Genomic DNA, 25,299 nt, shown 5'->3' with positions numbered 1-25,299 from the left:
CGGACCGACAGGACGGCAGCTCACCAGGTGAGCCACCATCCTGTCAGTTCCCCTGCGCTGCGGAGAGCGGGCGGGGAGATCCGAATTTATTTGTCTGACTACTTGGCTTCGTCGGCCGCAGCAGCTTCGGCAACCGGTGCCTCTTCAGCAGCAGCAGCTTCGGCAACCGGTGCCTCTTCAGCAGCAGCAGCAGCTTCGGCCTTGTTGCCTTCGAGGAGCTCGCGCTCCCACTCGGCGAGCGGCTCTTCCGGAGCTTCCGTGGTGCCGGTGGCGCGCTGGTTGCGGGCGATGAGGCCTTCAGCAACGGCGTCGGCAACAACGCGGGTCAGCAGGTTCACGGAGCGGATGGCGTCGTCGTTACCCGGGATCGGGAAGTCGACTTCGTCGGGATCGCAGTTGGTGTCCAGGATCGCAACAACCGGGATGTTCAGCTTCTTGGCCTCGTCGACAGCAAGGTGTTCCTTCTTAGTGTCAACGATCCACAGCGCGGAGGGCGCCTTGGTCAGGTTGCGGATACCACCGAGGTTGGTGTTCAGCTTGGTGAGTTCGCGGCGAAGGAGCAGCAGTTCCTTCTTGGTGTAAGCGGAACCGGCGACGTCGTCGAAGTCGATCTCTTCCAGTTCCTTCATGCGCTGGATGCGCTTGGAGACGGTCTGGAAGTTGGTCAGCATACCGCCAAGCCAACGCTGGTTCACGTACGGCTGGCCCACGCGGGTGGCCTGCTCGGCGATGGATTCCTGCGCCTGCTTCTTGGTGCCGACGAAGAGAACGGTGCCGCCGTGTGCAACGGTGGCCTTCACGAACTCAAAGGCACGGTCGATGTAGGACAGCGACTGCTGCAGGTCAATGATGTAGATGCCGTTGCGCTCCGTGAAGATGAAACGCTTCATCTTCGGGTTCCAACGGCGGGTCTGGTGTCCAAAGTGGACGCCGCTGTCAAGCAGCTGGCGCATAGTTACGACGGGCATGCCGGCGCTCCTTCCGGCAGGTCATTCATGAGAGAGCCCATGGGATCTCTTACCCTGCCACTAGTTGACGGTTGATTAGCAACACCCAGGCGGGCAGTGCTCCTGGCATCCACTGCGCTTCTTCTCCGAACCACTGGCCCGGACCGAAAGAGGCGCAGTCCAGCTCATCTGAAGGGTTTAAGCTTCCAATAAGCCGGGCTGGATACGCGTAGTCAGCGCTGCTTCCCCGCACCCCTGAATGAGGCGTGCCGGCTTGGACAAGTACCTTGTTCAAGCGTGAGGGCACAGCAAACTGCTCCACCAAGTGTACTACAGGGACGGTGTAGAACCGGACGGCTTCCCCGCACCTGAAGGGGCTGCGTGCGAGCCCGAAACCTACCGCCCGGGCCCTACGCCTGGTGGCCGGCGGCTTGCGGATTTGAGGTCGCCGCGGCCGTGGAGCCGCCGTACGGGAGCCCCGGCTGCGCTATCCACATAACACCCGGCAGCGCTTCCTTCGGTCCGGGTGCGGTTGCAGGCTTGGAACATGAAACGTCGGATGCATCGTGCGGCCCTGTTCGCCGTTGTGTTGGCCATCTCCCCCGCGGCGGCCGCCGCCGTCCCGGGTCCCGCCGGCGGTCCTGCCGGTGGCAGTCCTGCCGGCGGCGGCCCAAGCGGCGGCGGCCCCGGGGTGGCCGCCGGGTGGAGCTGGCCGCTGCACCCCGCCCCTGCCGTCCTGCGCGGCTTTGATCCGCCGGCGAAGCCGTGGCTGGGCGGCCACCGCGGGGTGGATCTCCAGGCTACGGACGCGGGCGCCCCGGTCACCTCGCCAGCCGCCGGCCGGGTGAGCTTTGTCGGCATCGTTGTGGATCGTCCGGTGATCACCGTGGATCACGGCAACGGGATCAGAAGCAGCTTCGAGGCGGTGCGCAGCGATTTGAAGGATGGTGCCGCCGTCGCGGAGGGGGCTGTCCTGGGCTGGATCCAGCCAGGCCACTGCACACCGGGACCGTGCATTCATTGGGGAGTCCGACGCGCCGATAGCTATCTTAATCCACTGGCCTTCGTGACCGACCTGCGGCCTTCAGTCCTACTCCCCCCGTTGGACCCCACCCCCGGATAAGGGTCAAGCCTGCAACCGCCGGACCAGGGCCCCGCCGGACGGGATGCGGCCGCCGGACGGGATGCGGCCGCCGGAAGGGGATGCGGCCGCCGGGGCAGCACGCCTGCATCGACGAGCTTGGCGCAGGTGGCTTCGCGCGCTGGCTAGACGATCGCGGAGATGCCCGTGATCGCTCGGCCGGTGACGAGGGTGTTGATCTCGTGGGTGCCCTCGTAGGAATAGATGGCCTCGGCATCGGAGAAGACCTTGGCCATCTCATAGTCGGTCACAATCCCGTTGCCGCCGAGAATGCCTCGGCCCAACGCCACACTCTCACGCATGCGTGCGGTGGTGAATGCCTTGGCCAGGGCAGACTGCTCGTCCTTGGCCTGGCCCAGGTCCTCCAGCTGGGAGAGGCGGACCATCATACCCATCGAGCTGACGGCGTTGCCGAGAATCTGCACAAGCTGGTGCTGCACCAGCTGGAAGGAAGCGATCGGACGCCCGAACTGGCTGCGTTCCACAGCGTAACGGCGCGCCACGTCGAAGGCCGCAAGCTGCTGGCCCACTGCCTGCCAGGCAACGGCAAGGCGGGTGACCTTGAGGACCTTGTTCGTGTCGCGGAAGCTGTTGGCGTTCGCGAGCTTGAAGAATTCCGGCACCACTACGTTCTCAAGTGTGATGTCGGCGTTCTGGACAGTGCGCAGCGAGATCTTGTTCTCGATCTTGGTGGCGCGGTAGCCCTCAGTTTTAGTGTCCACCAGGAAACCTTTCACCTGGTTGTCGGCAAGGTCCCGGGCGTAGATGACCACCCAGTCCGAGAACGTGGCGTTGCCGATCCAACGCTTTGCTCCGTTTAGTATCCAGCTGTCTCCCTCCCGGCGTGCAGTCGTTCTTGTGCCGCCGGCAACATCGGATCCGCCGAGGGGCTCGGTGAGGCCAAAAGCGCCGATCTTTTTGAGCGAGTAGATGTCCGGTAGCCACGCGTCCTGCTGCTCCTGTGAGGCCAGCGCCTCAATGGAGCCGGTAAAGAGTCCGTCATGGACGCCCATAAACGTGGCAATGGAGGTGTCAGCGCGGGTTGCCTCGGCGTGCATAATTCCCGCGAAGAGGTTGGAGTACCCCTGCCGCCGGACCGGGCTGACCAGATCAATCTCGGCAAGCTTGGGAATCAGGTCCATCGGGAATTCCCCGCGGTTCCAGCAGTCAACGGCGATCGGTTTGACTTCGCGGGCCAGGAACTCCCGGACCTCCGCGAGCCGGTCCCGCTCCTTGCCGCTGAGCAGCTGCTCGAACGCAAAGAAGTCGCCGTCGGCGTAGGGGAGGTTGTTGATGTCGATGTCAGCTTTGGACATGGTGTTCCTTCACGTGGGATCAGCAGCGGCCAGGATGACGCGGGCGTTGCGCGGCAGGATGTTACTCACGAGTAACTTACCGCACCACTCGGGAGCACCGCAAGTGACGCAGGCCATAGCCCAGTGCAGGAAAGGCCATATTTTCATCCCGTAACAAGCTGCCGGCGACGGCGCCAGGCAAAAAGAAGCCGCGCGGAAGCGGGCAATCCCCGGGGGCCGGCCAAAAAACAGTAGCCGGGCAAAAACGGGAGCCGTGGCTGGCGCTGTCACGCCGGCCACGGCTTCCGTGGATGCGGGCCCGGCAGGGTCCCGCTTAAAGGTAGGGCTACTCGGACTTGAACCGAGGACCTTAGGATTATGAGTCCCGCGCTCTAACCAGCTGAGCTATAGCCCCGTGGGCCAGGAAAACGTTTCCGGCCTGAGGGCCGTTCGCTTTCCGGGCAAAATCACTCTAGCAATAGTAGTGTCCCGGGTCAGACAACGAGGTCGTCGTAGCTCGCGCCGCGGTAAAGGTCCTCGAAGCACCGGAGGGTGCGTTCGAGGCTGTGGCTTTCCACCATTCCCCGGCTCGCCTTGCCCATCGCCGCCAGCTCGTCCGCGGGCAGCGACAATACCCGGACCATCTTGGCTGCCAGGTCGTCACTGTCATTGGGTGTAAACAGGTAGCCGTTCTCGCCGTCGTGCACCAGGTGCGGCAACGCCATGGCGTCGGCCAGCAGGACCGGGGTGGAGGCCGACATCGCTTCCAGCGTCACGAGGGACTGCAGTTCGGCGGTGCCGGGCATACAGAACAGATCGGCGGCCTGGTAGGCCTTGCGGAGATCGGCGTCACTGGCCAGCCCGAGGAACTTCACCCGGTCCTGCAGGCCCAACCGCGCAACCTGTGCCTCGAGGGCCGGGCGCACTTCGCCGCCGCCGACAATCTCGAGGTGAACGTCAAGCTCCTTGGGTGTCTTCGCAACAGCATCGATGAGGACGTCTATGTGCTTTTCCTCGGCCAGCCGGCCCACGAACAGTGCTGTGGGGCTGGCGTGGCGCACCAGCTCCTCGCCGGGTTTGAGTTCGTAGGCGGCGGAGTCGATGCCGTTGGAAAGCGGCAGCACCTTGCGCAGGAAGGCGTGCTCGTGCATTGCCTGGGCGGCCAACGGGGTCGGGGTGGTGACGACGTCGGCCTGGCCCATGACCTTCCCCATGTCCTTCCAGGAAATGCGCCCCACAATGTTCTTGAACCACTGCGGGAACGGCAGGAACGGGTTCAGGTTCTCGGGCATAAAGTGGTTGGTCGCCACAACCCGGATGCCGCGCTTGAGTGCCTCGTAGAGCACATGTTCGCCGATCATGTAGTGGCTTTGGATGTGCACCACATCCGGCTTGATCCGGTCGAACAACAGGCTGATTTCCTTTTTGATTTCCCAGGGGAACGTGATCCGGAAGTATTCGTGCGTGGGCACTGAGTGCGAGCGGATCCGGTGGACCGTACCCTCCTCGCAGAATTCGGTGTAACTCCCGCCTGTGTCCGGGCGGCAGGCGAGGACGTGAACGTCGTGACCGCGCGCCTTCATGCCCTTGGCCAGGCGGTAGCCGAACATGGCAGCGCCATTGACGTGGGGCGGATAGGTGTCCGCGGCAATCAGGATGGTCAGCGGGTGCTGGTTGTCAGGCATGGTCACGTGGAGAGCTCCTGGTGGTCACGGTGAGGGCAGCTGGGTTGGTGGTGGCCGGCTGGCCAACGGCAGAGGCGTACCTGGCCTGCTGCTGAGTTCTGGTTGATGTCCTAGGACACGCGCCCTTCGGCCTTCCGCGCTTCCCTCTTGCGCTTGGTGACTTCGGGATGGTGCCTGGACAAGGCGATCACTCCCACGATAGCAAGCGAACCGGCCACGCCCATCGCCATCGCAGTCACGGCATGCACGTCGGCGCGCAGCTCACCCAGAATCGTGATCCCGATCGCGATGCCAACGATCGGGTCTATCACAGTCAGCCCGGCAATCACGAGGTCCGGCGGACCGCCGGAGTACGCGTTCTGGACGAACCAGGAGCCCAGTCCGCCGGCGGCCGCGATGGCGACCACCGAGTACCACGGCACGTTCAGCAGAACGAGCCCGTTCGGGTCCAGGAGGTGCCTGCCGATGATGCGGGTCAAGACGGCAACAAAGCCAAACAGGATACCGGCGCCGAGGATGTAGACGAAGGCGCTCATCCGGTGTTTAAACATCACGGTCAGTGTCCCGAACACACCAACCCCCAAGGCGAGCAGGAGCACAATGGTTAGCTCATCGGAGGAACTGACCTGGTGGTTCTCCTGGGTCACGTTGACGGCCAGGAGCACAAACATTGCCGAGCCCGTGACGCAGGCGGAGATGGCCACCACAGTGGCCCGGTTGATGCTCAACCCCTGGTCCTTGGCGTTGACGATGGTGGTGATGACCAGGGCAATCGCCCCGATCGGCTGGACCACGGTCAGCGGCGCCATGACCAGTGCGACGGCGTTCATCGCCATGCCCACGGTCAGCAGCAGCAGGCCAAACACCCAGCGCCGGCTGCGGAGCAGCCTGAGCAGGCCATGACTGCTCAGGGCCAGTCCCCCGGTGTCCGCCTTGACGGCGCTGCCCTGGCGCTGGGCGCCGATGGCGAGGCAAAACGCACCGAGAACGGCCAGCAGGACAGCGAACCACACCATTAGGGGGTGCCGCCGTCGACGTCGGGTGTGTGGTCCTTGACTGCGGTCCCCTTGCGGATGATGGCCCAGAAATAGTTGTAGGCGGCGATCCAGTGACCCACGAGGCCCAGCCCGAGGCAGATCCAGGCTGCGACGAGGTAGATGCCGGCGCCCGGAACAGGGAGCTTCGCGAGCACAAGCAGCGGTGTTCCAAGCAGCAGCAGGGCAGTCCGGACCTTGCCGATCCGGCTGACGGGCAGGTCAGGGTGGCTGTGGAAGTAGTACAGCGACAAGGTCAGCAGGACGCCGTCCGGGATAAGGAGGGCCGCGAGGTACCACCATTGCACAACGCCGGCGATCACGAGCGTCACGGCAACGGCAATCAGCGCCAGCCGGTCCGCGATGGGATCCATAACCCGCCCCAGATGGGACATCTGGTCGTAGCGGCGGGCAACGTAGCCGTCCACCCAGTCGGTGCTGCCCATGACCGCCAGGACGAGGGCAGCAAAGCCATACTCCTGCGCCCCGAGGACGAGCCAGATGAACAGCGGGACGCCAAGGAACCGTACCACTGTCAACACGTTGGGGATGGTGAAGACCCTGTCGTGGTGAGTCTGGGGCTGACCAGGCCGGGCTCCAGCGCCGATGAACCTCATCGGATCCCCCTTTCCCTGGCCGGCAACGTGCGGACGTTGCAGTTCAGCGTTCTGCCTAACCTTTGAGTAGTTTGCGCAGCAGGAATACCATCGCAGCGGCCGAGGCGGCCAACGCGACGAGCGGTTTCCACCGCTGTCCCAAGTCGGCTGCCATACCCGCCGCTCCGGTCGGGCTGCCATCCGGCACCGCACTGCGTGCCGGAATGTGCCCGACGGCGGAGCGGAACCCTGCGACCTTGCCGCCGAGCTGTTCCTTGCCGTTCTGCAGCTTCGCCTGCGCTGCGGTCAGCAGGGCCTGCGCCTGGGGCTTGACGTCGAGTTCAGCATTGAGTTCATCACGGACCCCGGTGAGATGGGCCCGGCGCTGGTCCAGCCGGCGTCGCAGTTCCGATTCCGTGGGCGGCGGACCGAAGTCGGGCTCGGCGGCTTTCTTCGCTTCCTTCTCAGCTTTGGCCTTGGCTGCGGCCTCAGCCTTCGCGGCCTTCGCGGCCTTGAACTGAGCGGACGAAGGATCCAGCAGGGCAGCATCGAAAGCGGAGCCCTCCTTGGCGATGCCAAGGTCGTACTTGAGGCCGCGGATGGTGTCGGCCGGGACCAGCGGCATGGCCTTTTTGAATTTGTTGACACCTACCAGGCCGGCTATCGCGGCAATCAGCAGGAAGACGGCGCAAACCAGCAGGGCGGCGAGCCAGGCCGGCATAATCGTGGCGAGACCCATGATGGCGGCGACAATAAGGCCAATGACGAGGAAGGCGACGAATATAAGGGCGACGGCGAGAACGGCGGCGGCAACGCCGACTTGGATGCCTTTGCGCTTGATCTCGACTTTAGCCAGGGCAATCTCGTCGTTGAGCTGCCGCGGAGCCAGCTTGAAGATTAGTTTCAAGGTCTTGGGCAGCGCTGAAATGCGCGGCGCCCCGGTTGTCCCGCCGCTGTGACGTCCGCTCATCGGTCCTGCCTCACTCGTTACGTCTGTGATTCCGCTTCCGCGGGCTTGTCGGGTCTGCGCAACCTGACGCAGACCCCGGTGTCAAAACTACCATTCAGTCTTCCCGGCGCGGCGCCGGCGCGGGCTGTGGCGCGCCCGTTCAAGGCACCTTGCGGTGAGAGCGAGCCCTAGGATTGGTCTCTGTGACTACACCCACGAATCCCGGTGATTCCCTGAGCCGCCGTCGGAAGCTCCTCTACATTCTGATGCTCGGCGCGCTGACCGCGTTGGGGCCGTTCACTGTGGACCTTTATCTTCCGGCGTTCCCGGCCCTGGAAGAGAGCCTGAAGGTCTCGGAGGCGGCTGTCCAGCTGACGCTGACCGGCACCACCATCGGCTTTGCGTTGGGCCAGTTGGTGGTCGGTCCGCTCAGCGACAAGTTCGGCCGGCGGCTACCGCTGATCCTCGCGACCGGAGTGCACATCACGGCCTCCCTGGGGGCGGCACTGTCAACTGATATCTCCACGCTGGGCTTCTTCCGGGTGCTGATGGGGATCGGTGCCGCGGGCGGGGGCGTGGTGGCCATGGCCATGGTCCGGGACCTGTTCAGTGGCTACGCCATGGTGCGCATGTTCTCCCGGATGGCCCTGGTAAATGGCCTGGCGCCCATCCTTGCTCCGGTAATCGGCTCGCAACTGCTGCTTTTTATGCCGTGGCCCGGGATCTTTTTGTTCTTGGCCGGCTACGGGGCCTGCGTCCTGACCGCAGCGGTGTTCGTCGTCCGCGAGACGCTGCCCCGGGAAATGCGCGGAAAAACCGGCATGACTGCCCGCCAGCGCTACGCCGTGCTGTTCGCCGACCGGATTTTTGTGGGGCTGCTGCTGGTCGGGGGTATGAACTTTGCCGGGCTGTTCACCTACCTTTCCGCGTCACCTTTCCTGTTCCAGAATGTGTACTCCTTCAGCCCGCAGCAATACGGGCTGCTCTTCGGCGTGAATTCGCTGGGTATTGTCGCCGGTGTGCAGACCAGCTCGCGGCTTATCCGCAGGGTCCCGCCGCAGTGGATTCTGGCCTGCTCCACGGCGTGGATGTTCCTGATGGCAGTGTTGATCGTAGTTTTCGACCAGCTGGGCCTTGGGCTGTGGGGCGTGATGGTGCCGCTGTGGTTCTACATCCTCGGCGCGGGATTCACGTTTCCCTGCGTCCAGGTGCTGGCTTTGGCCAAGCACGGAGCGCAGGCCGGGACCGCTGCTTCCCTGCTGGGTGCCGCCACCTTTCTGCTGGCGGGCCTCATCTCGCCGGTGGTCGGCTGGCTCGGAGTCACCTCAGCCACGCCGATGGGCGCCGTCCAGGCCGCGTGCATCTTCCTGTCCGCCGCGTCTTTGTGGCTGATAGTCCGGCCCCGCACGGTACCGGCGATCCAGTAGCAAGCCACCCGCGGGACATGCCCACCCTCCGCGGGACAAGCCCCCCTCCGCGGGACATGCCCACCCTTGGCACCCAGGACCGGGCACATAGCCACTATGTCCGCCGGGGAACCCGAACACAGAGCATGTCCACCTGGTGCGGGCGTGGTCCCGCCGTCCGGCCCTGTTGCGGCCCCACACCGGGCGATAAAGTGGAAGACGTGCCCCACTGGCAGGATCCTCCGCCCTTACCGGCCACGTGGCAGCGGTCCGACACCGGAATCCTGCCTCTGTGGTGGGATCGCCTGTGCACCCAAATGAGCCAACAGTCGGCCGCGCTCTTCGCCGCAGGGCTGTTCGCCGAGGACCGCCGGCGCCCGATCGCGCAGTGGTACAACCCGGCCCACAATTCCGCGCTCCTGGTCGCCCCGGAGACCTCCCCGGAGTGGCCCGTGCAACGCTTCGCCATCTTCTACGCTCCGCCAGGTGGCGGCTTCACCCAGGTCCACTCGGCGCCGCACGAATGGCACCCGCGAGAACCACGCACGTCCCCCACCGAACGCGAAGCCTTCCAGGCCGCCGTGGCCGAGGCTGAACGCTTCCTGCAGGTGGAGATGTACTTCGTCTGAGCACGCGGGAGGGTGCCCGGCACAAGCACAAAAAAGGTCCCGCAGCCGGATACTCACCGACTGCGGGACCTGTCCGCTCCTCCTGCTGGACTTGAACCAGCAACCCTTCGATTAACAGTCGAATGCTCTGCCAATTGAGCTAAGGAGGAATGAAGCAGGTATGACATTAGCAAAGGTTTTGCCGCTTAGGAAATCGGCCTGCTGCAACTCCCGGCTACCCCCCTCGATACCCCCGCCGGGTATAAAAAGTCCCCGCCCCGGTTGCCCGGGACGGGGACTGCGCGCTCCTCCTGCTGGACTTGAACCAGCAACCCTTCGATTAACAGTCGAATGCTCTGCCAATTGAGCTAAGGAGGAATGAAGCGGATACAAGCCTAGCAAACACCGGGCCGGGAAGCGAAATTGAATCCCCCTGCCGGCCTGTCAGGCCTCCGAGCGCAGCGACCGCCTCTGCATTTCCAACTCCATCAGCTCGCGGTTCAGCCGTTGGAAGTCCTCCGGGTCGGCGGAGGCGTCCAGGCGCTGAAGCTGTCCCATCTTCTCGGCCTTGACCCTAGTGATCTGCAGTTCGAACAGCCGAGCCAAGATATCCCGGCAGTAGCGCAGCACGCCGTCGGACGTGCTGGCGGGCAGCGGCACCACGGCCAGCTCGGACACAAGCGGGCGCAGCGGTTCGGGCACCTCCTGCAGCAACTGCTCCACCCACCGTGCCGGATCGCCAGCGAACGCCAGGCCGGTGGCCCGGATGGCCTCGTGGATGGCCAGGTACGCCGGTGTGGAAAACCTCGCCTCGGAGAAACGCAGCCAGGTCTCACCTTCCAGCATCGCGGACTGCTGCAGGGCAACCTCCAGCGCCTGCCGTTCCATCGCCGCCACGGGGTCGCGCGGGTCGGGCCGGTTAAAGGCCGGCAACCCGGCCGCCGCCGGCACGGGTGCCACCCCGGGCGCGGAGCGGCCACCGGCGACTGGCGAGGGACCTTGACCCTGCCCCCGGCTCTGGCCTTGGTAGTGGCCGCCGCCCGACGGCGGCTGGGCGGAACGCTTGGCGGCTGCGAGCACGGCACGGCTGACTTCCTCTACCGGCATGCCCAGCCAGCCGGATAATTCCCGGGCATAGGCGGGACGGATGCCGGCGTCGCGGATCTGCGCGACGACCGGTGCCGATTCCCGCAAGGCTGCGATCCGGCCCTCGACGGTGTCCAGATTGTGCCTCTTCAGGCTGGCCCGGATCGCGAATTCAAACAGCGGGCGGCGGGTGCCGATAAGGTCACGGACGGCAGCGTCACCCTTGGTCTGTCGCAGCTCGCACGGGTCGGCCCCGCCTGGCTCGACGGCCACGTACGTCTGGGCGACGAACCGCTGGTCCTCTTCGAAGGCGCGCAGCGCCGCCTTCTGTCCGGCAGCGTCGCCGTCGAAGGTAAAAATGACTTCGCCGCCGCTGCCGTCGTCGGACAGCAGGCGGCGGGCAATCTTGATGTGCTCGGTACCGAACGCCGTACCGCAGGTGGCCACGGCGGTCGTGATCCCGGCGAGGTGGCAGGCCATCACGTCGGTGTAGCCTTCCACCACAACGATCTGGCGGTCCTTGGCGATGTTGCGCTTGGCGAGGTCGATCCCGTAGAGGACCTGCGATTTCTTATAGAGCGCTGTTTCGGGTGTGTTGAGATATTTCGGGCCCTGGTCGTCTTCGTAAAGCTTGCGGGCTCCGAAGCCGATTGTGTCCCCCGCGATGTCGCGGATAGGCCAGATCAGCCGCCCCCGGAACCGGTCGTATATCCCCCGGCCGCCTTCGGAGAACAAACCGGTGAGTTTGAGTTCGGGATCGGTGTAGCCCCGGCCGCGAAGGTGCTTAAGCAGGGAATCCCAGCCCTGCGGGGCGTAGCCGACGCCGAACAGTTCGGCGGCGGCACGATCGAAACCTCGGCCGTGCAGGAAGTTGCGGCCCTCCGTAGCCCCGGCGGTCAGCAACTGGGCGCGGAAGAACTCATCCGCGACCTTGTGGGCGTCGAGCAGGCGCTGCCGCCGGCCGACGTCTTCGCGGTTCGGGCCGGAGCCGCCGTCCTCGTACCGGAGTTCGAAGCCGATCCGGGCCGCGAGTTTTTCCACGGCTTCCTGGAACGAGGTGTGGTCCAGTTTCTGCACAAAGGAGATGACGTCGCCGTCTTCGCCGCAGCCGAAGCAGTGGTACCGGCCGACCTGGGGCCGGACGGTGAACGAGGGCGACCGCTCGTCATGGAACGGGCACAGGCCTTTGTAGGAGCCCAGCCCGGCGCCCTTGAGGGTCACATAGCCGTCGACGACTTCCTTGATGTCCGTGCGCTGGCGTACTTCATCGATATCTTCACGTTTGATCAGGCCAGCCACAGTGCCATCCTAGTACCGCGGACCTCGGGCGGCCGCCCACTGGCAGGACACTGCGGGCAAGTCACCGGAGACGTCACCACAGCGATGGCAGGCTGCCCACGAGCCGCTCATACATCGCCAGCGCAGACCCATCGGTCAACGACGCAACCTGGTCGATCACCACACGCAGCCGAGCACCGTCGTCGGCGGCGTCGCGCCAGTCCGCTGCGAACATGGGCTCCAGGTGTCGGTCCCCGGTCGCACTCAAAGCGGTCACCAGGGCGTGCAGGACCTCGCGCTGGCGTTCGTAAATGGGCTGCCTGTGTTCGGTGGTCATCACGAAGGTGGTGGCCAGGCCTTTCATCACGGCGATTTCCATCACGGTCTCGTCCGGGACAATCAGCTCCGCGTTGTACCGGGTCAGATTCTCCGGTCCGTAGACCGCCCGGGTGGACGCCAGCGCACTCTGGCAGAACCGGCCAATGAGCTGGCTTGTCATGTCCTTGAGCGCTGCCATGGACTTGCGGCTCCCATCGGCCTCGCGCACCCAGACGCTGGTGGCCTCCAGCCGGGCGAGGGCGGCATCTATCTCGGCGGCGTCGTAATGCGGGAGGTACCACTGCTTCGCGTAGCCGACCACCCGGGCCCGGTGGTCGGGATTGTCCATCCAGCGGAGCTGGAAGTGCCCGGCGACGATCGCATCCTCGACGTCGTGCACTGAGTAGGAGATGTCATCGGCGAGGTCCATAACCTGCGCTTCGAGGCAGGAGCGGCGTTCGGGCGCATCCTCGCGGATCCAGTCGAAGATCGGCAGGTCGTCCTCGTAGGCGCCGAACTTGCTGGTCCGTTCGCCGCGGATGACGGGTGCATTCGCGGCTGACCACGGGTACTTCGCCGCGGCGTCGAGGCTCGCCCGAGTGAGGTTCAGCCCGGCAGGCCGGCCGTCCGGCGCCAGGACCTTGGGCTCCAGCCGGGTCAGCAGCCGCAGCGTCTGGGCGTTTCCTTCGAAGCCGCCGATCGCGTGGGCTACCTCGTTCAGGGCAGATTCACCGTTGTGGCCGAAGGGCGGATGGCCAAGGTCGTGGCTGAGGCAGGCGGTGTCCACAACATCGGGGTCGCAGCCCAGGGCGCGGCCCAGTTCCCGGCCCACCTGCGCCACTTCGAGGCTGTGGGTGAGGCGGGTGCGGACGAAGTCGTCAGTATCCGGGGCCACTACCTGGGTTTTTGCCCCGAGCCGGCGCAGGGCGGAGGAGTGCAGGACCCTGGCGCGGTCCCGTTCGAAGTCAGAGCGGTAGGTGGACTTGGCCGGTTCCTCCACCCAGCGGGCACAGTCGCGGCCCAGGTAGCCGTCCAGCACGGGCGCGGTTGTCCTGGTTTCAGCCACCGGAAACGTCCAGTTCCGCGTGGCTGATCTCACGCGACTGCTCGGCGTCCATGTTGCGGTCCAGCAGCCAGTCCTTGGGCAGGGCGGGCTTCTTGGGCGAGCCGGCGCGTCCGCGGGGGCCCTCGGCGTCACTGCCGGGGTACGGCGAATCAAGGTCCAACTGGTCCAGCGTTTCGCGCAGGACCTCAAGACTAGTCACCATGGCGAGTTTGGTCCGCAGTTCACTGCCGACCACGTAGCCCTTGAAGTACCAGGCCATGTGCTTGCGGATTTCACGCAGCGCCTTGCCTTCATCGTTGCCAAAGGTTTCGACCATCAGCTCGGCGTGCCGGTAGACACCCTCGGCCACTTGCCGCAGGTCCGGCTTGTGCCGCTCGTCGCTGCCTTCGAAGGCAGCCATAAGATCACCGAACAGCCACGGGCGGCCTTGGCAGCCGCGGCCCACGACGACACCGTCCACGCCGGTCTCCCGGACCATCCGGATGGCATCCTCGGCCGACCAAATGTCACCGTTGCCGAGCACAGGGATGTCCGGAAGGGCTTCGCGCAGCCGGGCAATCGCGGACCAATCGGCCTGGCCCGAATAGAACTGCGCGGCGGTGCGGCCGTGGAGCGCCACGGCGGCAACGCCGGAATCGCGGGCAATCCGTCCGGCGTCAAGGTAGGTGAGGTGGTCCTCGTCGATGCCTTTGCGCATTTTGATGGTCAGCGGGATGTTGCCCTTGGACGCTTCCTTCACGGCGGTCCGGACAATCGAGGTGAACAGATCGATCTTCCAGGGCAGGGCGGAGCCGCCGCCCCGCCGGGTTACCTTGGGTACCGGGCAGCCGAAGTTGAGGTCGATGTGGTCCGCCCGGTCCTCCTCCACGAGCATCCGGACTGCCTGGCCGACCGTGACCGGGTCCACGCCGTAGAGCTGCACGGACCTGACCTTCTCGTCCTCGTCATGCGAAATGATGCGCAGCGATTCCGGCGTGCGTTCGACGAGGGCACGGGAGGTGACCATCTCCGCGACGTACAGGCCGCCTCCGTATTCTCGGCAGAGCCTGCGGAAGGCTGAGTTGGTAATGCCGGCCATGGGAGCAAGGATCACGGGAGTATCCACCGTAAGCGGGCCCAGCTTCAGGGGCGGGAGTTCCAGCTTGGGGGCGGGAGGGGTAGCTACAACAGTCACTTGTCCATTGTCTCAAATCCGGGCAAATCGGTCGGAACCCCCGCCCGCTATGTGGAAATCCGGTGTCAGTCCCGGTCGGCGGCCCGGCGTCCGCGCCGCCCCGCCGGCCCAGTTTCAAAGGCGCCGGCGGCAGCGGCACCGTCGAAGTCCGGACGCGGACCGGCAGCTGCACCGGCACCGGCAGCGGCTCCTTCGCGCAGGGCGGCATCGATGACTGCGGCACCGGCGGGGCCCGCGTCGGCCCCCTTGTGCAGGGTGTCCTCGGTGGCTGCCCTGCCCGCAGCTGGCCTCATCCCGGTCGCTTTAACGACCAACACGGCGATCAGCGTCGTCACCGGGATGGCCAGGACAAGCCCGACGGAACCGACGAGGGTGCGGATCACTTCCTCGGAGAGCTCGGCGCTGGTCAAGGCGTCCCCGAGCGGCCTTTCGTAAAGCATCACCAGGATCAGCACCGGCAGGGCCGCGCCGGCGTAGGCGAAGGCGATGGTGTAGACGGTGGAGGCGATGTGGTCGCGTCCGATCCGCATGGCGGAGGTGAACAGCTGGCGGGCGGACGTTTCCGGCGCCAGTTCCCACAGCTCCCACACCGCCGAGGACTGTGTGATGGTGACGTCGTTCAGGACGCCCAGGCCCGAGATGATAAGGCCGCACAGGATGATGCCGGAGATCGAGATGTTGTCCGAGATGTTCGCCAGGGTGGCGGAGTCGTGGCTGCCCACCCCGGCGAGGTTGGCGGCGTCGGTGGCCCAGGCCGCCAGCAGCGCGGTGATGGCGAGCCCGAACATGGTCCCGAGCAGCGCCGTCGAGGTCCGGGCGGAGAAGCCGTGGGCGAAGTAGAGGACCCCGATCATGATCACCGTGGACCCCACCAGTGCCAGCAGGAGCGGCGGTTTGCCTTCCACGAGGCCGGGCAGCATAAAGCTGACCAGCACCGCATAAGCCCCGACGAGTCCGATCAGGGCGCGCAGCCCGCGCCAGCGGGCCACGGCGATGACAACGACGGCGTAGAGCACCGCGAGGAAAATGATCGGCATGGTCCGGACGAAGTCGACGAAGACGTAGGCCGGCGCGCCATGGGTGTCCGCCCCCTGGGCCTTGGAGAGGTTCAGGTAGCGGATGTTGTCGCCGGGCTTTACGCCGTGGGACTTCGCGACGTCCGGGTTGATGACCACCTTGACGGGGTTTCCGCCCCTGTCCGGGTTTGTGAACGCAAAGGTGCACTCCGATCCCTGCTGCGGTCCCGCGTCCGCCACGGGCTGCCCTTGCTGGAGCGCATCCATGCAGCTGCCAGTGACAACGCGCTGGATCTTGCCCGTGTCGAAAGTGACGCCGGGCGCGGCCGCATAGGGGCTGGCCAGCGTGATGCCCTCTTTGCTGCCCGAGGGCCACAGCAACGCCATCGCCACGAGTGTCAGCAGCGTCAGCGGGATCAGGACAGCGGCCAGAATGACGTTGGCTTTCTTCCGGGCGGCGAGCGCAGCCGGCGTCAAATCCGCCTGCCCGTGCGGGGTGTGTGAATGTCCGGCGCCCATCAGCGGTTCAACCTCATGGGAAAAACTCTACGGCGCTCCGCGGCGCCGTCCGGACCAGCGACGCCGCGACACTGTATCCCGCCTGGTTAGGCCGGCGCGATATTCTGGTTCATGCGGAAGAGGTTCTGCGGATCGTATTTGGCCTTATCCGCCCTCAACCGCTGATAGTTCGGCCCGTAATTTTCCGCGACCGGCCCAGATCGTCGCCGTCCATGAAGTTGATGTAGCCCGCAGTCTCTGAATAGGGCAGCAGGGCCGCTGCATAGTCCCGCACCCAGGCGATGTTCGCCTCGGTGTCCCGGGAGTCCTCCCAACGGCACACTATGACCGGCGAGAACCTGGCGTCCCGGTTCGGAAACGCTTATTCCTTCACCCAGAACCCGTCAAGAGGATGCGGCCGATACGCCCGCAGGGCACGCGTCCCAGCTCTAAAGCCCATCTTTCCCGGGCACTGCTCCGAATGTCCTGTGGGCCGTCCCCGGGAACCGCGGGACCTGACGCGCCCTGCGGCTCGGAGCCCCACTGCGGGCGCTGCGCCCTATGGTTGGAAACGACGGTTAAAAACGACGGTTGAAAACGACGGACACGATGTGGAGGTACGGCATGGCCATACGCAAGATAGACGACCGCGAACCTGAGCGCCCGGGCCCCGCCGCCAAGGCCGTATTGAGCATTGCCGCGGCAGCCGGGGAAACCCGGGGAGTTGCCCTGGTCCTGCACGGCGGACGGTCCGACAGCTTCGAATCCGTCCGCGCCCGGCACCTGAGTCCGGCCCGGATGCTGCCCTTCGCCCGCGCCCTCCGCAACGCCGGCACTGACGATGGCCTGGCAGTCTGGACTCTTCGGAACCGGTACCGGGGCTGGAACGGCGCGGCGATGTCCCCGGTCCAGGATGCCCGGTGGGCACTGAACCACATCAGCCGTGAACATCCTGGGGTTCCGATCTATCTTCTGGGCCACTCGATGGGGGGCTTGACCGCACTCTGCGTCGCGGACCACCCGCAGGTGGAAGCCGTCGTCGCCCTTGCGCCCTGGCTTAACGCCGAAACCCCGGTGGAGCGAGTGGCCGGCCGCCGGATCCTGATCGTCCATGGCACCGAGGACCGCTGGACCAGCCCCGGGAACTCGCTCGCGTATGCCCGCCGGGCCGACGGCGTCGCCGAGTCCGTGGACTACGTCTCCCTCAAGGGAGCAGGGCACTTTATGTTCCGCCGGCTGCACCTGTGGAACTTGCTCGCCAACGGTTTTATCCTCGATGCGTTCGCGGGCGGTTCAAGGCCGGACCCACACGGCGGCGCCGGCTCGTTCCGCAGCCTCCTTCCCGCCGCCGCCAGCCTCCCGGTGGTGCTGTAATGGCGGACTTTCCGCTCACCGGCTTCCTGGCCAGCCTGCCGTGGGTGGCGGCGGGCCTTGTGGTGCTGCTGGCCATCACCTTCAGCATCGCCGTCCGGCAGAACCGCCACTCCGTCATCGACACCGTCTGGGGCCTGGGCTTTGTAGTGGCGGCCGTCATCTCCTGGTTCCTTTCCGCCGGAGCCGGCGACGGCGGCCGGCGGCTGCTGCTGCTGGCGCTGGTGGCGGTCTGGGGCATCCGCCTCGCCGTCCACATCGGGCTTCGGGCCCGCGGCGGCCACGAGGATCCCCGCTACGTCGACATGCTCTCCTCAGCTCCGGGGTCCCGCAACAGCTACGCGGTGCGCAAGGTCTACCTGCCGCAGGGTGTGATCCTGTTCTTCGTCTCCCTGACCGTCCAGGTCGGGATGTTCGGCACCGGAAACCTTGGCTGGCTGGCATGGCTTGGTGTGCTGCTGTGGACTGTCGGTTTTGTTTTCGAGGCGGTTGGCGACTGGCAGCTGGCGCAGTTCAAGGATGATCCGTCCCGGCGCGGGACCGTGCTCAACACAGGGCTTTGGCGTTATACCCGGCACCCGAACTACTTCGGCGACGCCGCTGTTTGGACCGGAATCTTCCTGGTGGCCGCCGATTCCTGGCCGGGGGTATTGACGGTCCTCTCCCCTGCACTGATGATCTGGCTGCTAGCGGGCAAATCCGGCAAGCCGTTGACCGAGAAGGCCATGTCCGCCCGCCCGGGCTATAAGGAATATGTGGAGTCCACGTCGGGCTTCCTGCCCCTGCCGCCCCGCCGGATTCAGGGCGGTCGCTGACATGCCCTGGCGCCCCAGGCCCAATGACGGCTTCTACCGCGTGATCGTCAGCACCGGGCGAATGCTGCGCCGGCTCTTCCGGATCCGGGTCATCGTGACCGGGCAGGAACACCTCCCGGCGCCGGAGTCCCGCGGCGGGGGCCGGGAGGGTCGGTCCCGCCGGGTGGTCCCGGGCCGTGGCGCCGTCGTCGCGATCACCCACTTCGGGTACCTCGACTTCGCCTTCGCCGAAGTGCTGCTCTGGTCGCGCGCCAAGGCCCAGATGCGCTTCCTCATCACCCAGGGGGCGGCCGACCACTGGTTCGCGGGCCCGGCCATCAGCGCAGCCGGGCACATCGTCGTCGGCTATGGAACCGGCGCCCATGCCTACGACGCCGCCGTGGAAAAGCTCCGCGCGGGCGAGATCATCGCGATCCTGCCGGAGGCCGGCGTCAGCCGCAGCTTCCGCGTGCGCGAGTGCAAGACCGGCGCGGTGCGGATGGCGGCCGAGGCCGGGGTGCCCATCATCCCTGTGTCCGTCTGGGGCGCCCACCGGCTGATGACAAGGAACCACGGCTTTTCCCCTGCCCGCGCCTGGCGCGCGCCAGTCCGGATCCACGTCGGGGAACCGGTCTGCGTCGACCCGTCCCAGGACGCCCGGGCGGCCACCGACTCGCTGCGACGGTCCCTGCAGGCTGGCATCGATACCTGTATCGCGGACTTCCCCCTGGACCCGGCCCCGGGTGCGTGGTGGATGCCCGCGGCCCTCGGCGGCGGAGCACCTACCGAGGACGAACGCAGGCGGCTGGACAAGGCCGAAGGTCCGCGGCGCGCAGGCGGCCGGCGCCGATAAGCCTGGATACCGCCATCGTTTGGCTACACTCCTACGGGTACAAATGAGCACTCAATGGAGAGGTACACCCCTGTGGCAAACACAGTCCTGAGCAAAAGCGAAAGCGGCGAAGAACGCGGTCTCGCCCGGATAGCCCAACGGTTGGCCGCGTGGACCGAGAAGTGGTTTCCGGACGCCTACGTCTTCGCCCTGGCCGGCGTCATCATCATCGCTGTGGCCGCCTTGGCCATCGGAGCTTCGCCCCAGTCCATCGCCGATTCATTCGGCAACGGATTCTGGGACCTGACGGCCTTTACCCTGCAGATGGCGATGGTGGTGCTGACCGGCTACGTTGTGGCGACCTCACCGCCCGTAGCCAAGCTGATCAGCCGGCTGGCCCTCGTCCCGGCCACCGCCCAAACCGCGGTCAGCTTTGTCGCGCTGATGTCAATGTCGGTGTCCTTCCTGAACTGGGGCCTGAGCCTCATCTTCGGCGGCCTGCTGGCCCGTGCCATCGCCCGCCGCAAAGACTTGACGGTAGATTACCGCGCGCTTGGCGCCGCAGCCTTTATGGGCCTCGGCGCCGTCTGGGCGCTCGGGCTGTCCTCCTCCGCAGCACAGCTGCAGGCCACCGCCGCCTCACTGCCGCCGGCACTGCTGAAGATCACCGGCATCCTGGACTTCGGCACCACCATCTTCACGTGGCAGTCGCTGCTCACCCTGGCAATCCTGATGGCGCTGACCACAGTCATCGCGCACTTCTCGGCGCCCCGGGGCGGCGCCATCCGCACCGCCGCGGACCTCGGCGTCGACCTTGACGACGCGCCGGGCGAACCGGCACCGCGTTCGCGCCCGGGCGAGTGGCTCGAATACAGCATCATCCTGCCGGTGCTGGCCGGCATCCTGACACTCGGCTGGCTTATCTCGCAGTTCCTTACCAAGCCCTTCCTCACCGTGGTGAGCAGCCTCAACGGCTACCTGCTGGTCTTCCTCATCCTGGGCCTGGTGCTGCACGGGACCCCGCGGAACTTCCTGCAGGCCGTCACCAAGGCTGTTCCGGCGACCGCCGGAATCCTGGTCCAGTTCCCGCTCTATGCGGCGATGGCCGCGATCCTCACCAAGGCCACCGGCAACGGCGGGATGACCATCTCCGCGCACCTGGCCGAGTTCTTCTCGGGCATCGGCAGCGGCGGCGGGTTCGCCGTCGTTATTGCGCTGTACACCGCCCTGCTCGGCCTGCTTGTCCCCTCCGGTGGCGGCAAGTGGCTCGTCGAGGCGCCGTACGTGATGCAGTCGGCCACCGACGTCCAGATGAACCTCGGCTGGACCGTGCAGATCTATAACATCGCCGAGGCCCTGCCGAACCTGATCAACCCGTTTTTTATGCTTCCGTTGCTCGCCGTGCTGAAGTTGCGGGCCCGGGACCTGGTGGGCTTTACCTTCCTGCAGTTTGTGTTCCACCTGCCGGTGGTGCTGCTGCTCGTCTGGCTCCTGGGCATGACGTTCGACTTCGTTCCCCCGGTGATGCCGCCGGGTAAATAGGCCTGCACGCAAACTGACCCGCAGCTGTGGCCGTTATCACGCTTCATAACGGCCGCAACTGCGGGTCAGTTGGGTTAATGGCTAGGCCGGGTCCGAGACCACCAGCGTATTGGCACCCTGCAGACGGGCTTTGCCGCTTTCGAGCAGCGGCTCGACGACGGCGCTCAGCGCCGACATCGAGTCGTCCAGTTCCAGCAGCACCGGGTGCTGGAACGCAATCAGCGCCAGCAAGTCCCGAACCGCTGCCTGGGCTTCGTCCGCGGAGAGGTTCGGCTCGTGGCCCAGGAATACGTCGGTGGGCTGGCCGGACGGGGCTTCGCCCGCCGTTCCGTCGACGGGTACGAGCTCGGCGTAGCTGATGGCAAAAGCCTCGAGCCTGCCCTTCCTGCTGGCCGGCACCCCCGCACCGAAGGCACTGGCCTTCGGTGCGCGCAGCACAATCGCGCCGTGCGCTCCGCTGAGCTCGTCCAGGAACAAGCGCTGGACCTTGGCAATACTGAGCTCACCCGGGCTGTCCCAGCCGTGCACGGACGTGTAGTAGCGTCCCACCACATCGCTGAGCTCCACCGAACCGGTGGCCAGGTCCTCCACCTGCTCGGAGGCAGCAGCCTCGGAACCGTCGCCGAAAACGGGCAGCTTAAGCGCGCCGGGGTCGACGACGACGAGCCGGGAACGCTGGATCGGCACCATCCCTGCCGCCTCGACGAAGGCCGCGCCGGGGGTGCCCGGCTCCACCTTGGTCCGCAGCCGGCTGACACCGGACGGCGACTGGGCCGCCTCGTGCCGCAGCATGGTCAGCAGCGTCGAGCCGACGCCCGTGCGGCGGTGGTGCCGGTCAACCTCGATGTAGGCCCAGAGCCGTTCCGGGTGCAACGAGGCCTCGTGCACAACGCCGGCCGCGACCGGGATGGCCACACCGTCGACGACGTCCTCGGCCACGATGCAGCGCCGCCACGGCGCCCCGCCCGAGGGGGCCAGGGTACCGCGGAACTGCCGGGCCTGCTCGGTCTCGGGCCCGCCCCAGATTTCGAGCAGTGCCAGGTCGTCGCCGTCGCGCCATTGACGGTATGCGATCGCCACGATCAGGCGCCGATCAGCCGTGCGGCCAGGTAACCCTCCACCTTGTCCAGGGAAACGCGCTCCTGGCTCATGGTGTCGCGTTCGCGGATGGTGACGGCCTGGTCGTCCAGGGTCTCGAAGTCCACTGTGATGCAGAACGGCGTGCCGATTTCGTCCTGACGGCGGTAGCGGCGGCCGATGGCGCCGGCGTCGTCGAACTCGATGTTCCAGCTTTTGCGCAACTGGGCAGCGAGGTCCTTGGCCTTCGGGGACAGATCCTCGTTCCGGCTGAGCGGAAGCACTGCCGCCTTGACCGGGGCCAGGCGCGGATCAAGCTTGAGTACTGTGCGGACGTCGACGCCGCCCTTGGAGTTGGGTGCCTCGTCCTCGGTGTACGCGTCGATCATAAACGCCATAAACGAACGGGTCAGCCCGGCGGCCGGTTCAATCACGTACGGGGTGTAGCGCTCGTTGGTGGCCTGGTTAAAGTAGCTCAGGTCCTGGCCGGAGGCCTTGGCGTGGGTGGAGAGGTCGAAGTCGGTGCGGTTGGCGACGCCCTCAAGCTCACCCCACTCCGAGCCGTGGAAGCCGAAGCGGTACTCGATGTCGGTGGTGCCCTTGGAGTAGTGGCTGAGTTTCTCCAGCGGGTGCTCGAAGAAGCGCAGGTTCTCTTCCCGGATGCCGAGGCCCGTGTACCAGGACATCCGCTCCTTCATCCAGTACTGGTGCCACTGCTCGTCGGTGCCCGGTTCGACGAAGAATTCCATTTCCATCTGCTCGAACTCACGGGTGCGGAAGATGAAGTTGCCCGGTGTGATCTCGTTGCGGAAGGACTTGCCGATCTGGCCGATGCCAAAGGGCGGCTTCTTGCGGGACGTGGTGAGCACGTTGGAGAAGTTCACAAAGATGCCCTGGGCCGTTTCCGGACGCAGGTAGTGCAATCCCTCTTCGTTGGCCACCGGGCCGAGGTAGGTCTTGAGCAGGCCGGAGAATTCCTGCGGCTCGGTCCATTCTCCGCGGGTGCCGCAATTTGCGCAGGCGATGTCCTTAAGGCCGTTCTCGGGGGGACGGCCCTTCTTCTCCTCGAATTCTTCCTCGAGGTGATCGGCGCGGTAACGCTTGTGGCAGGAGAGGCATTCGACCAGCGGGTCGGAGAACACGTCAACGTGCCCGGATGCCTCCCAGACCTGGCGGGGCAGGATGACCGAGGAATCCAGGCCAACGACGTCGTCGCGGCCACGGACCACTGACTGCCACCACTGGCGCTTGATGTTTTCCTTCAGCTCGGCACCCAGGGGCCCATAGTCCCAGGCCGAACGGGAACCCCCATAGATTTCACCGGCCTGGAATACGAAACCCCGGCGCTTGGCGAGGGAGATGATCTGGTCGAGGACGGATTTTGCTGCCATGGGAACTCCACTTTCTACAGGGCCGCTGGGTGCGGTCCGCGGTCTCAGCCCCGGAACCCCGGCTGGTTGCCGGTCGGGGCACTACAAAAACGCAAAACTAAAACACAAACACCGGCACGCGCCAACCAGCCGGTCCCGGAGGAGTGCTTAATGGTGGCGGTGCAGGAAGCTGCGCCTCCTAGCCTACCGGGCAGCCGGTCCCCGGCCCCGCCCCAGGACACCCCGGGGCCACGGCAGGCTCGCGAGCACAATGGCGGCCAGGGTCAGCAGTGTTCCCAGCACGGTGGGCAGCTCCACCACCGTGCCGGGTGACGGGAACGCCAGGTCCAGTCCCAGCGAACCCAGCAGCTGGCCCGCGATCATGCCCAGTCCGGTCACCAGCACGCCCAGGCTGCGCACCAGCAGGGCCCCGACGCCGATAAAGACGCAGCCCATGGGCCCGCCCAGGTAGTACCACCACTCCCCCGGCAGCGCATTGCCTGGACCCGCGACGGCGGCCTTGACCAGCCACGCGGCCCAGAGCAGGACCGAGCCGGCGATGAAGTTCATCAGGGTAGCGGCGATCGGTGTGCCGTAGTGCACAGCAGCGGTGCCGTTCATGGCCTGCTGGAAGCTCATCAGGAAGCCGGCCAGGACGGGGACCAGGACCGGAACCAGCAGATCGGACATTCCCGCTTCAGCACCGGAGAAGCGCGGAGATACGGCCCAGGCGACGGCGGCAACGGTCAGGACGCTGCCCAGCACCCTGATTCCGGTGATGGATCTCCGGCCGGCCGGGCCAATCCCGATCCGGTCGACAAGCAGCCCGCTGAGGGTCTGGCCGGTCACGGCAGCGACCGTGAACAGGGCTACCCCCAGCACGCCGATCGTGAACGACTGCGCGAAGACGAAGAAAGCGCCGATGCAGCCGGCCAGGACGAAGTAGGGCGGGAACCGGCGCTCCCGGACGGCCGGCAGGATCTGCGCCAGCCCGGCCCGTCCGCGCGGCAGGACGAGCGAAATCACGATCATCACCACCAGCCCGGTCGAGAAACTCACCACAGCGGCGCCGATTCCGTCCGCGAGCGCCGTCCCCAGGGCGCCGTTGATCCTGCCCTGCACGGGCATCATCAGCCCCGCCGCCACGGCGAGGGGCAGCCCCGCGAGGAACGGAAGCCGGGGTGTGTGGGTCATTGCTGGCCCCTTTCGTCAGGCATCATTACTTCTATGAGCAAACCGGAAATTGCAGAGGTCCCCATCCGCGACGACATGATCCGGCTCGGCCAGCTCTTGAAGCTGGCCAGCCTGGTTGAGGACGGGGTGGAAGCGGCGGAGCTGATCAAGGGCGGACTCGTGAAGGTCAACGGCGATATTGACGAACGCCGCGGCCGCCAGCTCCACCACGGGGACACCGTAACCGTCAACGGCAGGACAGTGCGGATCAGTACCCCTGCCGGAGCGTAACCCGGACACTGGCGCCGGGCACAGTCCGCCCCGGCGCCGCCGGTTCAGCTCCTCAGCACCTCATGGGTCAGGAACTCGCCGACGTGCCCGATTTCCTGCTGGTTGATGCCGTGCCACATTCCGGTGTACAGGACCTTGGTGAGCTTAACGTGTTGACGGGCCCAGCCCAGGGTGAAGTCGACCTTCTCGGCCGGGATCACGGGATCCTGCTGGTCGCGGCCCCAGAACATCGGCACCGTCCCGTCCAGCTCCGCGTCACGGAAACCGCTGTCAGCACCGGCGTCGACCGCAAAACCGGAGAGTCCGACGACGGCGGCGTAGTCCGCGGGCCGCCGGCGCAACAGCGCGGTGGCGAGCGCCATCCCCATTGAAAAGCCCAAAAGCGTCACGGACGGGTGGTTCGGACGAACCGAGTCGAGCCAGTTCTCGACGTACCCGGCGGCATCCTTGACGGCGTCCAGGGAGTAGCCGATCGACGCCGACAACGGGAACCAGGTGAAGCCTGCACCGGAGACCATCGGGGCGCGCACCGACGCGACGGCGAATTCCGGCGGCAGCAGCTCGGCCAGGCTCATAAGGTCCGCTTCGTTGGCCCCATAGCCGTGCAGCAGGACCAGCAGCGGCCTGCCGGCCCGCTCTGGCTCCGGTTGGGACCACAGGACAACAGGGGCGGGGAAGGCAACAGCGTGTGTCATGGCTCCATTCTTACAGTTACCTGGAAGTAACAATTTCCGGTGGCGCGGCTTTACCGG

General features: G+C 66.0%; 23 protein-coding genes and 3 tRNA genes. 8 read left to right on the top strand and 18 right to left on the bottom strand.

The window, feature by feature from the left end; all coding sequences use genetic code 11:
- Positions 1-98: 98 nt before the first annotated feature.
- Positions 99-968 (bottom strand): 30S ribosomal protein S2, encoded by an 870-nt coding sequence (rpsB, locus tag QK287_RS03740; RefSeq protein WP_282359309.1) that lies wholly within the window; start codon positions 966-968, stop codon positions 99-101.
- A gap of 526 nt (positions 969-1,494) precedes the next feature.
- Between rpsB and QK287_RS03735 the strand changes: the two genes are divergently transcribed.
- A complete protein-coding gene (locus QK287_RS03735; RefSeq protein ID WP_282359307.1) occupies positions 1,495-2,070 on the top strand; it encodes a peptidoglycan DD-metalloendopeptidase family protein in 576 nt (191 codons plus the stop codon).
- A gap of 143 nt (positions 2,071-2,213) precedes the next feature.
- On the opposite strand, the gene QK287_RS03730 is transcribed toward QK287_RS03735, so the two are convergent.
- The 6 genes from QK287_RS03730 to QK287_RS03705 all read right to left on the bottom strand — a co-directional run bounded on the left by QK287_RS03730 (position 2,214) and on the right by QK287_RS03705 (position 7,668).
- On the bottom strand, positions 2,214-3,404 hold the full coding sequence (locus QK287_RS03730) for an acyl-CoA dehydrogenase family protein (protein WP_253033274.1): 1,191 nt from the start codon (positions 3,402-3,404) through the stop codon (positions 2,214-2,216).
- A 320-nt stretch (positions 3,405-3,724) separates the two neighbouring features.
- Positions 3,725-3,798: transfer RNA gene (locus QK287_RS03725), tRNA-Ile, on the bottom strand.
- Positions 3,799-3,877: 79 nt separating this feature from the next.
- Positions 3,878-5,074, bottom strand: a complete 1,197-nt coding sequence (locus tag QK287_RS03720) for a glycosyltransferase (protein WP_282359304.1) — start codon at positions 5,072-5,074, stop codon at positions 3,878-3,880.
- 104 nt (positions 5,075-5,178) lie between these two features.
- Positions 5,179-6,084, bottom strand: a complete 906-nt coding sequence (locus tag QK287_RS03715) for a DMT family transporter (RefSeq protein WP_226774267.1) — start codon at positions 6,082-6,084, stop codon at positions 5,179-5,181.
- Entirely contained in the window at positions 6,084-6,719 is a 636-nt protein-coding gene (locus tag QK287_RS03710) for a CDP-alcohol phosphatidyltransferase family protein (RefSeq protein WP_226774268.1), read from the bottom strand. The genes QK287_RS03715 and QK287_RS03710 overlap by 1 nt, the downstream gene beginning before the upstream one ends.
- 55 nt (positions 6,720-6,774) lie before the next feature.
- Positions 6,775-7,668: a phage holin family protein gene (locus QK287_RS03705; RefSeq protein WP_282359302.1), complete on the bottom strand. Its 894-nt coding sequence runs from the start codon at positions 7,666-7,668 to the stop codon at positions 6,775-6,777.
- 182 nt (positions 7,669-7,850) lie between these two features.
- On the opposite strand from QK287_RS03705, the gene QK287_RS03700 reads away from it, so the two are divergent.
- Positions 7,851-9,074: a multidrug effflux MFS transporter gene (locus QK287_RS03700; RefSeq protein ID WP_226774270.1), complete on the top strand. Its 1,224-nt coding sequence runs from the start codon at positions 7,851-7,853 to the stop codon at positions 9,072-9,074.
- A gap of 200 nt (positions 9,075-9,274) precedes the next feature.
- Entirely contained in the window at positions 9,275-9,682 is a 408-nt protein-coding gene (locus QK287_RS03695) for a hypothetical protein (RefSeq protein ID WP_309485681.1), read from the top strand.
- Between the two features lie 76 nt (positions 9,683-9,758).
- Here the strand turns inward: QK287_RS03695 and QK287_RS03690 are convergent.
- The 7 genes from QK287_RS03690 to QK287_RS03660 form a co-directional block, all read right to left on the bottom strand.
- Positions 9,759-9,831: transfer RNA gene (locus QK287_RS03690), tRNA-Asn, on the bottom strand.
- Positions 9,832-9,966: 135 nt separating this feature from the next.
- Positions 9,967-10,039: transfer RNA gene (locus tag QK287_RS03685), tRNA-Asn, on the bottom strand.
- A gap of 66 nt (positions 10,040-10,105) precedes the next feature.
- Positions 10,106-12,046: a DNA primase gene (gene dnaG, locus QK287_RS03680; protein ID WP_282359300.1), complete on the bottom strand. Its 1,941-nt coding sequence runs from the start codon at positions 12,044-12,046 to the stop codon at positions 10,106-10,108.
- A 73-nt stretch (positions 12,047-12,119) separates the two neighbouring features.
- Entirely contained in the window at positions 12,120-13,409 is a 1,290-nt protein-coding gene (locus tag QK287_RS03675; RefSeq protein WP_226774273.1) for a deoxyguanosinetriphosphate triphosphohydrolase, read from the bottom strand.
- On the bottom strand, positions 13,402-14,583 hold the full coding sequence (gene dusB, locus QK287_RS03670) for a tRNA dihydrouridine synthase DusB (protein ID WP_282359299.1): 1,182 nt from the start codon (positions 14,581-14,583) through the stop codon (positions 13,402-13,404). The genes QK287_RS03675 and dusB overlap by 8 nt, the downstream gene beginning before the upstream one ends.
- A 65-nt stretch (positions 14,584-14,648) precedes the next feature.
- Complete coding sequence (locus QK287_RS03665) at positions 14,649-16,118, bottom strand: YibE/F family protein (RefSeq protein WP_282359298.1); 1,470 nt, start codon at positions 16,116-16,118, stop codon at positions 14,649-14,651.
- Positions 16,119-16,204: 86 nt separating this feature from the next.
- Entirely contained in the window at positions 16,205-16,438 is a 234-nt protein-coding gene (locus QK287_RS03660) for a BBE domain-containing protein (RefSeq protein ID WP_282359297.1), read from the bottom strand.
- Between the two features lie 283 nt (positions 16,439-16,721).
- On the opposite strand from QK287_RS03660, the gene QK287_RS03655 reads away from it, so the two are divergent.
- From QK287_RS03655 to QK287_RS03640, 4 genes are all read left to right on the top strand, one after another.
- Positions 16,722-17,471 (top strand): alpha/beta fold hydrolase, encoded by a 750-nt coding sequence (locus QK287_RS03655; RefSeq protein ID WP_282359296.1) that lies wholly within the window; start codon positions 16,722-16,724, stop codon positions 17,469-17,471.
- Positions 17,471-18,283: a DUF1295 domain-containing protein gene (locus QK287_RS03650; protein WP_226774977.1), complete on the top strand. Its 813-nt coding sequence runs from the start codon at positions 17,471-17,473 to the stop codon at positions 18,281-18,283. The genes QK287_RS03655 and QK287_RS03650 overlap by 1 nt, the downstream gene beginning before the upstream one ends.
- A 1-nt stretch (position 18,284) precedes the next feature.
- Positions 18,285-19,115 carry a lysophospholipid acyltransferase family protein gene (locus tag QK287_RS03645; protein WP_282359293.1) on the top strand — a complete coding sequence of 277 codons (831 nt, stop codon included), beginning with the start codon at positions 18,285-18,287 and terminating at the stop codon, positions 19,113-19,115.
- A 72-nt stretch (positions 19,116-19,187) separates the two neighbouring features.
- The gene (locus QK287_RS03640; RefSeq protein WP_226774975.1) at positions 19,188-20,636 is read left to right on the top strand and encodes a TIGR00366 family protein; all 1,449 of its coding nucleotides are present in this window, start codon (positions 19,188-19,190) and stop codon (positions 20,634-20,636) included.
- 81 nt (positions 20,637-20,717) lie between these two features.
- Here the strand turns inward: QK287_RS03640 and QK287_RS03635 are convergent, their stop codons facing one another.
- From QK287_RS03635 to QK287_RS03625, 3 genes are all read right to left on the bottom strand, one after another.
- Positions 20,718-21,716: a GNAT family N-acetyltransferase gene (locus QK287_RS03635; protein ID WP_226774974.1), complete on the bottom strand. Its 999-nt coding sequence runs from the start codon at positions 21,714-21,716 to the stop codon at positions 20,718-20,720.
- Positions 21,717-21,718: 2 nt separating this feature from the next.
- Positions 21,719-23,104, bottom strand: coding sequence for a glycine--tRNA ligase (locus QK287_RS03630; protein ID WP_226774973.1), 1,386 nt, complete (start codon positions 23,102-23,104; stop codon positions 21,719-21,721).
- A 183-nt stretch (positions 23,105-23,287) separates the two neighbouring features.
- Positions 23,288-24,277, bottom strand: a complete 990-nt coding sequence (locus tag QK287_RS03625) for a DMT family transporter (RefSeq protein WP_226774972.1) — start codon at positions 24,275-24,277, stop codon at positions 23,288-23,290.
- 33 nt (positions 24,278-24,310) lie between these two features.
- Between QK287_RS03625 and QK287_RS03620 the strand changes: the two genes are divergently transcribed.
- The gene (locus QK287_RS03620; protein WP_226774971.1) at positions 24,311-24,547 is read left to right on the top strand and encodes an RNA-binding S4 domain-containing protein; all 237 of its coding nucleotides are present in this window, start codon (positions 24,311-24,313) and stop codon (positions 24,545-24,547) included.
- Positions 24,548-24,591: 44 nt separating this feature from the next.
- Here QK287_RS03620 and QK287_RS03615 read toward each other — a convergent pair whose 3' ends face one another.
- On the bottom strand, positions 24,592-25,242 hold the full coding sequence (locus tag QK287_RS03615; RefSeq protein WP_226774970.1) for a phospholipase: 651 nt from the start codon (positions 25,240-25,242) through the stop codon (positions 24,592-24,594).
- Positions 25,243-25,299: the final 57 nt, after the last annotated feature.

It is taken from the genome of Arthrobacter sp. AL05 (genome assembly GCF_029960715.1).
Taxonomy (GTDB): domain Bacteria; phylum Actinomycetota; class Actinomycetes; order Actinomycetales; family Micrococcaceae; genus Arthrobacter.
This window is presented reverse-complemented; position numbering and strand designations above follow the sequence as displayed.